This window comes from Paraburkholderia sp. BR10923, assembly GCF_040948765.1.
GTDB lineage: Bacteria > Pseudomonadota > Gammaproteobacteria > Burkholderiales > Burkholderiaceae > Paraburkholderia > Paraburkholderia youngii.
The window spans coordinates 393,576-407,246 of sequence record NZ_JBFPKO010000006.1 but is presented as its reverse complement, the minus strand read 5'-3'; the positions used below and the strand labels follow the sequence as shown (position 1 = coordinate 407,246).

15 protein-coding genes are annotated in these 13,671 nt (G+C 60.0%); 8 read left to right on the top strand and 7 right to left on the bottom strand.

Annotation, left to right across the window (positions count from 1 at the left end; genetic code table 11):
* Nucleotides 1-458: 458 nt before the first annotated feature.
* The 3 genes from AB3X94_RS14645 (at nt 459) to AB3X94_RS14635 (ending at nt 1,830) form a co-directional block, all read left to right on the top strand.
* On the top strand, nt 459-1,037 hold the full coding sequence (locus AB3X94_RS14645; protein WP_246392258.1) for a divalent metal cation transporter: 579 nt from the start codon (nt 459-461) through the stop codon (nt 1,035-1,037).
* Nucleotides 1,038-1,145: 108 nt separating this feature from the next.
* Nucleotides 1,146-1,346, top strand: coding sequence for a hypothetical protein (locus AB3X94_RS14640; RefSeq protein WP_246392260.1), 201 nt, complete (start codon nt 1,146-1,148; stop codon nt 1,344-1,346).
* An 82-nt stretch (nt 1,347-1,428) separates the two neighbouring features.
* Nucleotides 1,429-1,830: a hypothetical protein gene (locus AB3X94_RS14635; RefSeq protein WP_176111098.1), complete on the top strand. Its 402-nt coding sequence runs from the start codon at nt 1,429-1,431 to the stop codon at nt 1,828-1,830.
* Between the two features lie 100 nt (nt 1,831-1,930).
* Here AB3X94_RS14635 and ligD read toward each other — a convergent pair whose 3' ends face one another.
* The 3 genes from ligD to AB3X94_RS14620 form a co-directional block, all read right to left on the bottom strand.
* On the bottom strand, nt 1,931-3,901 hold the full coding sequence (gene ligD, locus AB3X94_RS14630; RefSeq protein WP_368611903.1) for a DNA ligase D: 1,971 nt from the start codon (nt 3,899-3,901) through the stop codon (nt 1,931-1,933).
* Nucleotides 3,902-3,920: 19 nt separating this feature from the next.
* Nucleotides 3,921-4,499 carry a GNAT family N-acetyltransferase gene (locus AB3X94_RS14625; protein WP_368611902.1) on the bottom strand — a complete coding sequence of 193 codons (579 nt, stop codon included), beginning with the start codon at nt 4,497-4,499 and terminating at the stop codon, nt 3,921-3,923.
* A gap of 584 nt (nt 4,500-5,083) precedes the next feature.
* Nucleotides 5,084-5,227, bottom strand: a complete 144-nt coding sequence (locus AB3X94_RS14620) for a LysR family transcriptional regulator (protein ID WP_368611901.1) — start codon at nt 5,225-5,227, stop codon at nt 5,084-5,086.
* 252 nt (nt 5,228-5,479) lie between these two features.
* Here AB3X94_RS14620 and AB3X94_RS14615 point away from each other — a divergent pair, with 252 nt between their 5' ends.
* A complete protein-coding gene (locus AB3X94_RS14615) occupies nt 5,480-5,641 on the top strand; it encodes a DUF1328 family protein (RefSeq protein WP_176111101.1) in 162 nt (53 codons plus the stop codon).
* A 136-nt stretch (nt 5,642-5,777) separates the two neighbouring features.
* Here the strand turns inward: AB3X94_RS14615 and AB3X94_RS14610 are convergent, their stop codons facing one another.
* Entirely contained in the window at nt 5,778-5,903 is a 126-nt protein-coding gene (locus AB3X94_RS14610; RefSeq protein WP_281375140.1) for a hypothetical protein, read from the bottom strand.
* Between the two features lie 364 nt (nt 5,904-6,267).
* Here AB3X94_RS14610 and AB3X94_RS14605 point away from each other — a divergent pair, with 364 nt between their 5' ends.
* Nucleotides 6,268-7,002, top strand: a complete 735-nt coding sequence (locus tag AB3X94_RS14605; protein WP_368611900.1) for a hypothetical protein — start codon at nt 6,268-6,270, stop codon at nt 7,000-7,002.
* A 35-nt stretch (nt 7,003-7,037) separates the two neighbouring features.
* Here AB3X94_RS14605 and AB3X94_RS14600 read toward each other — a convergent pair whose 3' ends face one another.
* Together AB3X94_RS14600 and AB3X94_RS14595 are read right to left on the bottom strand one after the other, a co-directional pair.
* Nucleotides 7,038-7,340 (bottom strand): DUF4148 domain-containing protein, encoded by a 303-nt coding sequence (locus AB3X94_RS14600; RefSeq protein WP_368611899.1) that lies wholly within the window; start codon nt 7,338-7,340, stop codon nt 7,038-7,040.
* A gap of 190 nt (nt 7,341-7,530) precedes the next feature.
* Nucleotides 7,531-9,816 (bottom strand): NADP-dependent malic enzyme, encoded by a 2,286-nt coding sequence (locus tag AB3X94_RS14595; RefSeq protein WP_368611898.1) that lies wholly within the window; start codon nt 9,814-9,816, stop codon nt 7,531-7,533.
* A gap of 139 nt (nt 9,817-9,955) precedes the next feature.
* On the opposite strand from AB3X94_RS14595, the gene AB3X94_RS14590 reads away from it, so the two are divergent.
* From AB3X94_RS14590 to AB3X94_RS14580, 3 genes are all read left to right on the top strand, one after another.
* Entirely contained in the window at nt 9,956-10,933 is a 978-nt protein-coding gene (locus tag AB3X94_RS14590; protein WP_176111105.1) for a LysR family transcriptional regulator, read from the top strand.
* 87 nt (nt 10,934-11,020) lie between these two features.
* A complete protein-coding gene (locus tag AB3X94_RS14585; protein ID WP_368611897.1) occupies nt 11,021-12,421 on the top strand; it encodes an aspartate aminotransferase family protein in 1,401 nt (466 codons plus the stop codon).
* A gap of 101 nt (nt 12,422-12,522) precedes the next feature.
* Nucleotides 12,523-12,759, top strand: coding sequence for an EamA family transporter (locus AB3X94_RS14580; protein ID WP_368611896.1), 237 nt, complete (start codon nt 12,523-12,525; stop codon nt 12,757-12,759).
* A 257-nt stretch (nt 12,760-13,016) separates the two neighbouring features.
* On the opposite strand, the gene AB3X94_RS14575 is transcribed toward AB3X94_RS14580, so the two are convergent.
* The gene (locus tag AB3X94_RS14575; RefSeq protein WP_176111107.1) at nt 13,017-13,652 is read right to left on the bottom strand and encodes a TetR/AcrR family transcriptional regulator; all 636 of its coding nucleotides are present in this window, start codon (nt 13,650-13,652) and stop codon (nt 13,017-13,019) included.
* Nucleotides 13,653-13,671: the final 19 nt, after the last annotated feature.

Sequence of the window (13,671 nt, the reverse complement as noted above, 5' to 3'; positions counted from 1 at the left end):
GCAGCACGGAAACGAACCGGCCTACGCGCTCCAGTCCGTCTGCCGGGCTGCGGCAAACAAATCGAAACACGCAGCGCGCCGCATGGCCGGCGCGACTGCCTGAGCGGAATTTAGAATAGTATGCACGAAGAAAATTTCAAGGCGCGTAGCGCGAGTTACCGCGCATCGGCAACCTCGGGAAGTTCGGCTCACAAGCCGGGGTTTCCGGGCAGAAACGGGCGTTGGCGATCGAATGGTGCGAAAGGCTTCCGCACTCCGACCCCATGCACCGGGCCCGACAGGCTCGCAAGTGCAAAGGAGCGGCATTCCTTGGCACGCCGGTTGCGCACCCACGATGCCGCGCATTGCGCGCGGGCGTGGGGGTGGCGACGACACGAGGTTGTGCGCTCTCAGGCGACCGTGCGCAAGGCGCCGAGCGAAGGGCCCGACTCACCCGGTGCTCAGCGGGAGCGGGACGGATGAAAAAGCTGCTCGAGATTTCTCTCGGCATTGTGACGAGCGTTGGGGGCTTTCTGGAGATGGGGTCGCTGTCGACGGCGGCGCAGGGAGGCGCCGCGTTCCGTTTCCAGCTGGCTTGGCCGATCGTCGTCGGCACGGTATGCATCGTCTTTCTGACCGAGATGTCGGGACGATTCGCCGCGGTGAGCAGCCATACGATCGCCGACGGAATTCGTGACCGGTTTGGCATCAAATTCTTCCTTTTCCCCTTCGTCACGACGCTCATCGTCAACGCCCTGGTGCTGTCGGCGGAGATTGGAGGCGTCAGTGTATCGCTCGAACTGGCCAGCGGGGTAAGACACGAATGGTGGGCCCTGCCGGTTGCGGTGCTGGCATGGTTTGTCCTGTGGCGTAGCACGTTCGGACTGATCGAAAAAGGCATGTCGCTGCTCGGCCTCGTCAACCGGATTCCCGGGAGTCGGGTCCGTCGCTTGGGGGTCGACATCGAGGTGGACCTGGATGCGCGCGATACCCCGCTTGGCAACTGGCAGCGCTGGCTACGCGAGCACGTCGTCGAGCGCATTCCGGGATCGCGATGATGGCGCAGATCAACATCGATCTGATCGTCGGTCGGCAAGCTGACGCCAGACGGCTCATCACTAGGCCGCATCGAGGCAATCAAGCTCGTTCAAGACCACGACGCCTGGATGATCAGCGAATTTCACATCGGTCCGAGTGCCTTGGTCGAGCGGCTCGCCGTACGCTGGCTGCCAAGGCTGTTGCGTGACGTGGCGCAGCGCAAGGGGCGCTGGCGGCATCAGCGGATTTCGTGGAACCAGATCGACGTGTCCGATCCCAGACACCCGCGCCTGCTATGCGATGTAGCTGACGTTCGGGGACTGGCGTAGCCGCTGAAGATATGGACCGGAGGTCGGAACGCGGCACAGAGCGTGCTTCCCGCTTAAGCGATAGAAAAGGACGGGGCGCCAAATGGCCGAGTATCTGAGCGCAATCTTCCGCTCGTATCGCGATGCTTCTGACGCACGCCAAGCTCTCGCTGAGTCCGATTTGTGCGAGTTGGACGTGTTCGTTTTCTCACTCGCGGCTTCCCGTGGCGCCCCGAAATCGGTGTTCCCGACGCACGAAATGGATCATGCGGAATATGCTGCTCACGGGGAATGGGGGTTAATCGCCGTCAACCGGTTCATCGAGCCGCAAGCCGACTGTTTCGTAGCGAGCATAAGTGAGGACGGGCGTGCCGGCCACGCATTGCTGGTCGCGGCCGATCCGCCGCCAGCACTCCTGGTGCAGATTTGCGCCAAGCTGAAAGACTGTGGGGCGTTCGCCCTGCGGCCGCCGGGGTCCCGCTGGCGACTTTGCAACTCGCACTGAAGCCCCAAGGCCAGCCGCCCTCCTGCTCAAACACATGAGCGGTCGGCTGCGCGCACCGGTTCGCTTCAGCCAACGTGAAAAGCACCGAGCAGCGCGGCAGCTAGCGCTTCATGCCCACGGCGCGGCGCATCGCGGCAGTGATTCCCTGCCGCGTGCGCCAGTAGCCTTCCCATGGATCGAACCTCAGGGAACGCTGACGTTCGATCGCCTTGTGCATGGTCCATTCGTCGCCTCGGCCGACTCGCCGCAATTCGTCCCACGAGACCGGCATCGAAACTGCCATTCCGGAACGGGCCCTGACCGAGAAAGGGGCGACGGTGCTCGCGCCGCGGCCATTGCGAAGATAGTCGATAAAGATTCTGTTGATACGGTTTTTCGGACCGAGAACCGCCGAAAAGCGGTCTGGCACCACCCGCGACATGTAACGGGCGACCGCCTGCGCGAACTCCTTTGCTTCACTCCAGGCCTGACGTCGCGTCAACGGCACGACGACATGGAATCCTTTGCCTCCGCTGGTTTTCGGGAATGACCGCAGACCTATCTCGTCGAGTACGACCTTCAGCAGTTCGGCCGCTTCGAGCATTGCACTCCATGGCAGGTTCGGGTCGGGATCGAGGTCGAAAATGATCCTGTCGGGATGCTCCAGGTCGGGTGCTGCGGCGTTCCAACAGTGCAGTTCGACAACGCCCATCTGGGCGAGACCGATCAGCGCCTCCGGTTTGTTGGCAACTAGCAGCGGCGGATGCCTCGGATGCAATTCGGCAGGCAGTTCTTCGACGCCGGGAATCTGGAACTTTTCGCTGTGTTTCTGGAAGAACAATTCGCCCTGAATTCCGTTTGGCGCGCGAACCAACGCCAACGGCCGGTTATGCAGATGCGGCAACGCCCATTCGGATATCGCAGCGTAGTACTCGACCATGTCGCGCTTGGTGTGCCCGGTAACCTCATCCATGACCCGCTCGGGGTTGGATATCCGGATGCCGCCGATCGTCACGGCTCCTTTCGGCCCTGGACGCTGGCGAGTCGAACCCGCATCGTCCTCGACCGGTTCGTCTGACTCGACAGCGATCATCGGCTCTTCGGTGATCGAGCCCGCGGCCTTGTCTTCCCGGATCGCGTGAAAAACTGGATGTCGGACTTCGCCAGCGGGCGTCCATTCGAGAAACGAACACTCGACGACGAGCAACGGCTCCAACCAGAGGCAGTCGCGGTTTTTCTCCGGTTTGGGCGGGTTGTAGAACGCTGTTTCGCGAGCGGTGACTGTACTGGCGCGCCGCAGGAAGGCGTTCGCGGCGCGACTGGACAAGTATGGCTTGACGTTGCCCGCGTAGCGCAATGACCCATCCTGTTCGTACACGCCGAGCAGAAGGGAATGAACACCTGAGCGCGCGCCTTTGGTCCGGGTGAAGCCGCCGACCACGAACTCCTGGCGCAAATTGCATTTGAGCTTGATCCACTCGGTAGATCGTCCGGAGCGGTATGGCGCATCGCCACGCTTGCCGATGATCCCTTCGAGCTTCATGCGGCAAGCTGAAGCGACCAGCGACACCGGGTCTTTCGCGAAGTCTTCCGACAATCGCAACACATCGGCGTCCGTTTCATGCATCAATCCGCGAAGAAGCTTGCGACGGACACGCAACGGGTGTTCACGCAGATCGGTGCCGTTCAGCCAGAGGATATCGAAGACGAATAAGACTATGTCCGCAGTGCTGCGCCGGTCAAAGGCATTTTGAAGCGCATTGAAGTCGGGGCGACCCGCCGCGTCCAACACGACCACCTCGCCGTCGAGCCACACCTCCTCGACTGGCAATACCGAGAGTGCGTCGGTCAGACTGGGCATACGTGAAGTCCAATCATGTCCGTTGCGGGTAAAAATCTGGACGGTGCCACGCTCGATGCGGACCATCATCCGATAGCCGTCGAACTTGATTTCGTACGACCAGTCGCCGCCTGCCGGTGCGCGATCGACCAGCGTAGCGAGCTGTGGCTCGATCAGAACGGGGAACGCTCCGGGCTTACCCACAGGAGAATGGGCGCGACGGGTGCGCGAGGAGTTCCACCGGCTGCTCATGTGATGAGCCTATTCGGCTTCATTGGCGACGGTCAATTCGATCGGCATCGCCACGACCCCGTTCGCGCATTGATCGATCTCGGCCGCCTTGCCTGCCGGTCGGCCAATCAGCCTCTTCACCTGCTGCGGTAAGGAGCATCTTTTCGAAGCAGCATGCGTCGGACTGTTCAATATAGGACCCGTACCGTTGAACCGCCCTGAAGCCGTTGCGCTCATAAAATCGGATCGCGCGCCTGTTTACCGCGCGAGTCTCGAGGACCAGCCTTTGATAACCGGCGGCTGACGCGTTGATTTCAAGCTGCTGCAGAATCACTTTGCCGACGCCTGAATAATGCGGCCTGCTGTAGATTCGCTTGAGTTCCGCCGTGCGCGAGTCGAAATGCCAGAATGCGCCGCATCCAACCGGTTCCCCGACGAGGGTGCGGGCAACGTAAAACCTTCCATTCGACGAGTGAAAGTCGGCGAGACAAAACCTCGACTGCCCGCCATCGCCTGAAAATACCGCCAGCGTGGCGCTGAGTTCATCAAGCAGGATTTGTCCATCAAGCGAGGCAGGGTCCTCGCGCCGGACGGTTATGGCAATGCATGACTGAGTCATTGGTCCTCCGGTGACGCGCGTTCGGCTTCAGCCTGTTTTCGTTGCATCAGTGGTCATTCCTGAATCCTCATACGTCCCCGGCGGGATGCAAACATGCGACTGACAAAACGAGTGCCCGAGGAATCTGCTCATCGGACATCGCCTCGCTGTGCCTGTTTACTGCGCACCTGATGCAGCCGTGTCCGACGCGCCTTTAGCGTGTGGGCCTTTCTGTGGGAGTCGGGTTGGCGACCCCGCCGTCGAACCTTTCGACATGGAAGTCGAACCGCTGGTCGCGCCTGTGTTCCTCGCACTGATTCCCGCACCACCCTGGCCCGCTCCGTTGGCTCCTCCCGCCACGCCAGCACCAGCGCTCGTCCCACCGCCTCCCCCGCCTCCACCGCCCTGCCCATAGGCCGCGCCGACCGACGCTAGCGCCAATGCAAGACAGACGGTTACTGTCTTCGTTGCGTTCATGATTGCCTCCCTTGAATGACCGCAAACTCGCGGCAACGCCGTTGGGACGAATCTGCGCTATACCCGGGGGGGTGCCAGATTTCGCAAGCCGGCATTTCCCGAAGCGCAACGAATATGCCAGACACGCATCATGAGTCGCCGCGCCTCGGGTGCTGCCCAAACGCAAACTCCCCATCGACGCCCAACTGGCAGTCAGCATGGCGTTCAGTGCGCATGAATAGCGGCACGCCGAGCCATTCCTCCAGCGACGCAACCTGTCGGCTGAAGGCCAAAGAAAGGGGGTTTTCTGGGCTTGAGACTTCGAAGCCGCCGGCCGCGATGAATGAACCGGGTGGTCATTCGTCGGACCATCCATGACTGGAAGCGCCACCCTGCGGCAATCCCGGAGTACTGCGATAGCTGGCTGATTCCGTTCGCGTGGCATTGATATGCCTGCGCCATCCGGTGAGGAACGGGAGTTGCTCCAACTAAAACGTCAAGCGTGCATATAACGCGAGCTGCCCGCGATGGGAGGAGGACACATCATGTTGTATTACGCCCTTGTATTTTTCATCATTGCGATCATTGCCGCAGCATTCGGCTTTGGCGGCATCGCTGCAGGCGCAGCCAGCATCGCAAAAATACTTTTCGTCATATTCGTTGTGATTTTCCTTATCACGCTCGTGATGGGCCTCATGCGACGGTGACACGAGACATTGCAAACGCGGGCGCCGTTATGTTGGTGCGAAACATCAAAAAACGCCCCTAACGTCAAATACGGGAGCAGCGCGAACGCGCCGACTTGCCGGGTGAGACGAGATAACCGCCGACCTCGCGGGAGGTTCACCCGGACTCGCCCTGGCGCGTTGCGACGCCGAACATCACCAGGCCAAAAGACTGCGATGCAGCCATGCCATGAGCCATGCAGAGGGTGCTGCCGATCAGCATCGGAAACAGGGCTGAGGACATGAAGTTGCCGAACCGCTGGACGGTGACGTAGCAGCTTGAGGCCAGGCCGCGTCGCTCCCAAAGCAATCCCCGACGACGACGAGGTCGGTCGCAAACCGACGAGCAATCGAGAGGCTGCGAGTAGATGGCTGGTTTCGGTCCGGAAACAGCCCGTCGCGCCGTGTAAAACTTTGTTTGTCGAGTGCGCACACGCGCAATAGTGTTCGATGTCTTCATGGATCAGAAAGCGGGTCTAGCTCCGTCGCAGTTCTAAAGTTCATACCAGTGATGCCGATAAATGGCTTGCCGGTCCCTGATTTACAGGGATGGCCATTATTCAAAAAGGCGCTGGGCGTCGACGCTCTCAATCCACAGATACGCAATCATGAAGACCAAAGCACTTTCAAAGTTCGTGCTCGCCGCGGGTTTTGTCGTCACAACACTGCTCACCGGTTGCACTTCGCTTCCGAAAACCGACCTTGCCGCCAGCAATCGACAAAAGCTCCATACGATCGCCATGTTGGACGTCAAGGAACCGCGCGGAGAGAGCGTGGTCAACTTCGGTGGCGCTGCTGGAGCATTTGGATTGATTGGCGGATTGGTGCAAGCAGGGGTCAACGCCAATCATACGAGTACGTACACGCAGCGTGTGGCGAGCGAAAAAATCGTTTTCGCTCCCGTTGTTGACGATGGCCTTACAGCGCGACTTTCCAATGCCGGCTATCAGATCGTTGCGCTGCACGGCCAGAGCGTCAAGCTCGCAAGCGATGGCAAGTCGGACGACTTCTCAGATATCAAGACCGACGCGGATGCCATCCTGAACGTGTGGATTACTTCCTTTGGCTATGCATCCCCACCGGACACGAGCGACTTCATTCCGTGGGTCGTTATCCGTGCGCGCCTGCTCGACTCTAGGTCCAGGCAGGACATGTACTTCAAGACATTCGCTTGCGGCTGGGACATCAAGGCCAATTCGATTCATATCGAAGCAGACGCCAAATATCGTTATGGCAGCTTCGGCACGCTGACCGACCAGTTCGATCAGTCGGTGACAGGCCTCAAGGATTGCGAACAGGCGGTCGTCGCAGCAATTGGGCAGGATTTGACGAAGCCGCAGTAAGCGGCTGATAGCCGAAGACGCCGGGCCAACCGCAATCAATGCGGCAGGCACTCAGTTTGGAACCAATAGTCGACCAGGCGCTGGGCCTCTTGCAGATCATCCGGGTAGTAAGGGTCGTCATTCCACGGCGACGGGTCGTAACCTGCTTTCCTCAAGGCCGCGAGTTCGTTCTGGTGCTGTGCCAAGGTCGGAGGCGCGTTGGTTTTGAGAGCCGCCAGGTCGCGGCACTCCGCCGGGCTGAGATGCCGCCCGGTATATGGCATGCCGCCGACGACACAGCCGGCGAGCAAAAGTACCGCGGCAGGAAGCGTCAATCCTGTCTTAAGCGACTTGGTCATAGTACGTGGACTTCCCTTCATTGCATGATAGTACGTCGTCGCGACTGGCGCCTCGTCGCCAGGTCGTTCCTTCATACCGCAGCAACTGGCAAAACGGCCCCGCCACCATCTGAACCGCGCTGGCATCGCGCTCACGTCGTCGAGCGCGCAGCGGCAACTGGCATTGTTCCAGAGGAACGTTGCTTTGTACTCAGTCGCGATTTGCCTGCAACACCGTGAGCGCGGCCATATTGATGATCCGACGAACCGTCGAACTGGACGTCAGTATGTTGACGGGTGCATTGACGCCGAGCAGGAACGGCCCCACAGCAACATTACTTCCTGCCTCCGTCTTCAGCAGGTTATACGCAATATTTGCCGAATCGACATTCGGACAGACCAGCAGATTGGCGGCGCCCTTCAGTCGCGACGTGGGTAAAACACGCTGACGCAGCGCTTCATCCAGCGCGCAATCTCCGTGCATTTCACCGTCGATCTCGATGTCGGGTGCCTGTTCGCTGACGAGTGCCAGTACTTTGCGCATCTTCTCGCCCGATGCAGAACTGCCCGAGCCAAAATTCGAACGCGATAACAACGCAACTTTGGGCGACAGATTCAACCATGCCATTTGCGCTGCGGCCGCAATCGTGAACTCCGCAATCTGTTCAGCCGTGGGGTTGTCGTTGACGTGTGTGTCGACGAGTGCCAGCGTGCGCTTGTCGAGCAGCAGGATATTCATCGCCGCATAAGTTTGTGCGTCGTGTTTCCTGCCGATCACTTCGTCGATGAAGCGCAGATGCTTGTGATAAGCACCGACAGTCCCGCATATCATCCCGTCCGCGTCGCCCAGTCGCACCATCATGGCGCCGATCAGCGTCAGGCGGCGGCGCATTTCAACCCGCGCCATTTCCTTCGTGATCCCATCGCGGCACCGCAGTTCCCAATACGTCGTCCAGTATTGGTGAAAGCGTTCGTCGTTTTCCGGGTTCGTGACCTCGACGTCCTCGCCGAGCTTCAGCCGCAGCCCGAATTTTTCTATTCTCGATAGCAGCACTTCCGGTCGGCCGACAAGAATCGGCCGCGCCAGCTTCTCGTCGACGATCACCTGAACCGCCCTCAGAACACGTTCCTCCTCGCCCTCCGTGAAGACGATGCGCGAGTTGCCACCCTCGCGCACGAATTGCTTCGCGGCGGAGAACAACGGTTTCATGAACGCACCGGAGTGATAGACGAACTGCTGAAGCTGATCCGCGTAAGCATCGAAATCGGCAATCGGGCGCGTAGCCACGCCGTCCTCCATCGCGGCCTTTGCGACGGCGGGTGCGATGCGCACGATAAGCCGGGAATCAAACGGCTTTGGAATCAGATACTGCGGCCCGAAGGAAAGATCGTACGCACCATACGCGGCCGCGACGGAGTCGTTCGGTTCCTCTTGCGCGAGGCTGGCAATCGCGTGAACGGCGGCCACTTCCATGTTCCGCGTGATGGTGGTCGCGCCAACATCCAGCGCACCGCGGAACACATAAGGAAAGCACAGGACATTGTTGACCTGATTCGGATAGTCCGAACGGCCCGTCGCGATGACCGCGTCATCACGGGCTTCGCGCGCTTTCTCCGGAAAGATCTCCGGCGTCGGATTGGCGAGCGCGAGAATCAGCGGACGCGGCCCCATCTGCTTCACCATTTCCGCCGTCAGCACACCCCCCACCGAAAGCCCAAGGAATACGTCGGCAGCTTCGATGACATCGGACAGCACCCGCGCCGACGTGGCCTGTGCAAAGCGCGCCTTGTCGGGGTCCATCGCTGCCTTGCGTCCTTGATAGACCACACCTTCGATGTCGGTCACCCAGACGTTTTCGCGGGGCAGTCCGAGATCGACCATCAGTTCGAGACACGCGAGCGCCGCGGCCCCTGCGCCTGAAGTGACGACCTTAACCTTCGAGATATCCTTGCCCACCACTTTCAGACCGTTGAGAAACGCGGCGGACACGGTGATCGCAGTACCGTGCTGGTCGTCATGGAAAACGGGAATCTTCATACGGTCGCGCAGCTTTTGCTCGACGATAAAGCAATCGGGCGCCTTGATGTCCTCCAGATTGATGCCACCAAATGTCGCCTCGAGGCTCGCGATGATATCCACGAGCCTGTTGGGATCGCTCTCGGTAATTTCGATGTCGAAGACGTCAATGCCCGCGAACTTCTTGAACAGCACCGCCTTGCCCTCCATCACCGGCTTGGACGCAAGCGCACCGATATTGCCGAGACCCAGCACCGCCGAGCCGTTCGTGATCACGCCGACCAGGTTTCCTCGGCTCGTGTAGCGGAACGACTCGCGCGGGTCCGCCGCGATTTCCTCGCATGCGACCGCCACGCCCGGCGTATAGGCGAGTGCGAGATCGCGCTGCGTGACGAGCGGTTTGCTTGCGCTCACCGATATCTTCCCCCGCGTAGGAAACTCGTGATACTGCAGGGCTGCCTCGCGTTCGGTCCTGTCCATATGTGCCGTGCTCCTATGTGTACGCCGGGCCCATCCCGGCTGATCGTCATGGAACGCATTCTAGGAACGAGGCATGCGGGGTTTATTTTGTTTTATTATCGGGGCATCACCTTTTGGTTATGTCTGGATTCCCACGATCGTGTCATTCAACACGGACGAAGTGATAAGGCGCTTGAGCGCACGCCTGAAAATGCGCCATCTCATGTTGCTGCTGCAAATACGGCAACATGGCTCTCTAACACGCGTAGCCGAGCACATGGCGAGCAGTCAGCCGGCCATCACGAATGCCCTCGCTGAACTGGAGGATATGTTCGGCGGCTCGCTGTTCGAGCGTTCGTCGCGCGGCATGATTCCGACGGCGCTCGGCACGACCGTCCTCGCACGCGCCGAGTCCATGCTGCACGATCTCGACCACCTCGCATCCGATGTCGGTGCGCTGATCTCCGGTCACGCAACGCGGTTTCACATTGGCGTGATTTCCTTCATTTCAGGAAAGACTCTGGCGTCGGCAATCCGTCATACGCAGTCGCAGATTTCGCAGCGGCTCACGTTTTCCATCCACGAAGGCACGAGCGAAGGGCTAATGTCCCAATTGCGCGACCATACCCTCGACATCGTGATCGGACGGGCATCGTCGAGCGTCGATCTCGACGACCTTCATTTCGAAGTAATTCATCAGCAAAAACCCCGTCTGATCGCGTCCCGACGCCTCGCTGCCAGACTCTCGCGCAGCGCAATGAACTGGCGAAAACTCGCCGAACTCGACTGGATTCTCGGTGCATCGCAAACCCCGATGCGCGACCAGATATCCGATCTGTTCCTCCACGCCGGCGTTACACCGCCCTTTCCCGTTGTCGAAAGCCTTTCGCCGCGGCTGATTGGCGAGACGGTCGCATTGAACGAGAACGCGGTGTCCATCATGCCGGCAGACATCGCGGAAGAACTGGTACGGATTGCGGGTGTGGCGATTGTCCCCTATGCGTTCGACTGGACCTTGCCACCCGTTGCGCTGTTCACCCGCCCGGGTATTTCGCGCGAGATAGATACGATTTTCGCCGCATCATTGCGTGCGCAATACCAGACCAAGGTAGTGAGCGATCCAGCGTCGCTCGGGTAGCGTTGGTCGCAAGGCGCTGCTTGAGAAACGTGACCGGTTTCTATTGCTCCCGCATGATCGTATGCCTAAACCTCCGGGACGAACCATATGACACTCGACGAAAGTGCAAAAGCAGCCGGACTGCTCCCGACCGCCGAACTGCTGCAGGACGCCGCGCAACGTGCGCTCGCTTATGTTCAGTCTGTGCATGACAGGCCGGTCAACGTTTCTACCCACGCATTGCGAGGCATGAACGAATTCCGGCACTCACTGCCAGACGCCGGGCTGGATGCACGTGAAGTCTTGCGCCGTCTCGACGAGGCTGGGTCACCCGCTACCGTCGCGACAACGGGCGGACGGTACTTCGGTTTGGTGATCGGCGGGGCGCTGCCCGCAACCATCGCGTCGAACTGGCTCGCCACTGCCTGGGATCAAAACGCGTGTTTTCGATGGACCTCGCCGATCGCGGCAACGCTCGAAGACGTCGCGCTACGCTGGATCGGCGACCTATTCGGCTTGCCGGACGACATTGGAGGAGCCTTCGTTACGGGTGCCTCGATGGCGAACTTTGCGGCGCTGGCAGCAGCACGCCACGCCCTGCTATCCCGCCTGGGCTGGGACGTGGAGGCGAAGGGACTCTACGGCGCTCCGGAACTCCGTGTAGTCGTCAGTAAAGAGACTCACGTGACCGTCTCCAAGGCGTTGTCGATGTTAGGACTCGGACGCGAGCGGGTCATCGTAGTGCCAACAGATCGCCAGGGCCGGATGCGACTCAGCGAGCTTCCGGAACTGGATGAGCAAACGATCGTGTGCATCCAGGCTGGCAACGTGAATACCGGCAATTTCGATCCGGCGCGCGAGATATGCCGCCTCGCGAGGAAAGCCGGTGCTTGGGTCCACGTTGATGGTGCATTCGGTCTATGGGCGCTTGCAAACCGTCAGTTCGACACTCTAACGGATGGCGTCGCCGAAGCCGACTCCTGGGCGACAGATGGGCATAAATGGCTCAACGTACCGTATGACAATGGCATCGTTCTAGTGCGCAGAGCTGCCACTCTGCGTGCGGCAATGTCGTTGAATGCCGCGTACCTGGCAGAGGGCGATGCGACTGACCGGGAACCGTCGCACTACACGCCGGAATCCTCGAGACGAGCGCGTGGCGTGGATATCTGGGCCGCGCTTCTTAACCTGGGCAGAGATGGCGTTGCGGGGCTAGTCGAACGTACCTGCCGCTATGCCCGAATGTTTGCCCAAGGTCTCGAGGCCAGTGGCTTTGAAATCCTGAATCGTGTCGTACTCAATCAGGTGCTCGTCTCATTTGGTACCCCGGAGATGACGCGCGCCGTGATTAACCGTCTTCAGGCCGAGGGGATTTGCTGCTGTGGCGGCACAGTATGGCAGGGCCGCGTCGCCATGCGAATCAGCGTCTCCAGTTGGGCCACCACTGACACGGATGTGCAGACGAGCCTTCAGGCAATGATTCGCGCCGCGCAAGCAGGTATGCCGTGATGCCGTGCAGACACTGATCAGCAGCCTGGCTGCTTAACTGCTGACGATGGGGCGCGACGCATTTCCCGCGTCTATTTGTGGACTGATTGGTTCAGTTATCAATGGACGCTATTCATATAGCAGCGGCCCAGCTTGTTCCTTTGCTGTGGGGATTTCAGTTTGTCGTCGTAAAAGCGGGGTTCACGGTGCTGCCACCGCTATTCTTCGCTGGGCTGCGATTTGCCGTGATTGCCGCGATTCTCATTCCCTTCGTGGCACGAATCCGCGGCCCCGAGATTTGGCCGATCCTCCTTATTTGCTGTTTCGTGGGGGGAGAAATTTCGCGTGTTCATTCATAGGATTGACGCAATCGCCGGCTGGAATTGCCGGGATTGCCAATCAGCTTTGGACGCGCGAGCGATAACGGAGGCGATTGGTTTGTCGAGACGTATGCCCGATTGAAGGACGCCCCCCCCGATGGGAGGTCCACGATATTCCGTGTGGTCACTCCATCATGCTGGATCGTCCGGCAGACCTGGCTGCGCAACTGCTGGCAGAAGCGACGCATTGAGGTTCGCGGTTCAGATTGCCTTTACACAATTCCGGACCAATGCACTCACGCAACCGGTTTCTTGCGACGAGGTTGAGGCCGAGGCCATGCCGACAGCGCAATATCAGCCAGCCGCTTCAATATTGCCCTGCATGCCCCGTCACAGGCTTGCGCCGACATGCCTTGCACAACCGCCTCGTAAAAGCGGGCGAGAGCTTCGGTGTCGGTCTCAGCGGCAAGCTCACCCTCGGCGACGGCACGGTCGAAGCGTGCCTTGACGGCCTGGAACCAGGACTCCCGCCGCTCGGCGACCGTCCGTGCGACGGACTCGCTCTTTTCGGCATATTGAAGAACAGCCGTGGAAATCATGCAGCCGCGCGGCCTTCCGGGGTCGGTAAAGCGTGCCGCGGCGTCGTGCAGGTAGAACGCTATCGCGTCGTAGGCCGGCATGTCTCCTTGCAGCGCTTCCAGCCACTGCCCGTTCTCACGCTTGCTGATATGGTCGACCGCCTGTCTGTAAAGCTCCTCCTTCGAGCCAAACGTTGCGTAGAGGGACGGCGGCGGAATACCCATGGCCTCGGTCAGGTCGGCTATCGAGGTGCCCTCGTATCCATGCTCCCAGAACAGCCGCGCGGCGATATCAAGCCCCACGTCGCGCTCCAGCAACCTCGGTCTGCCACGTTTTCGGGCGGGGTGACTCATTTTGTAGCGATTCCTATAA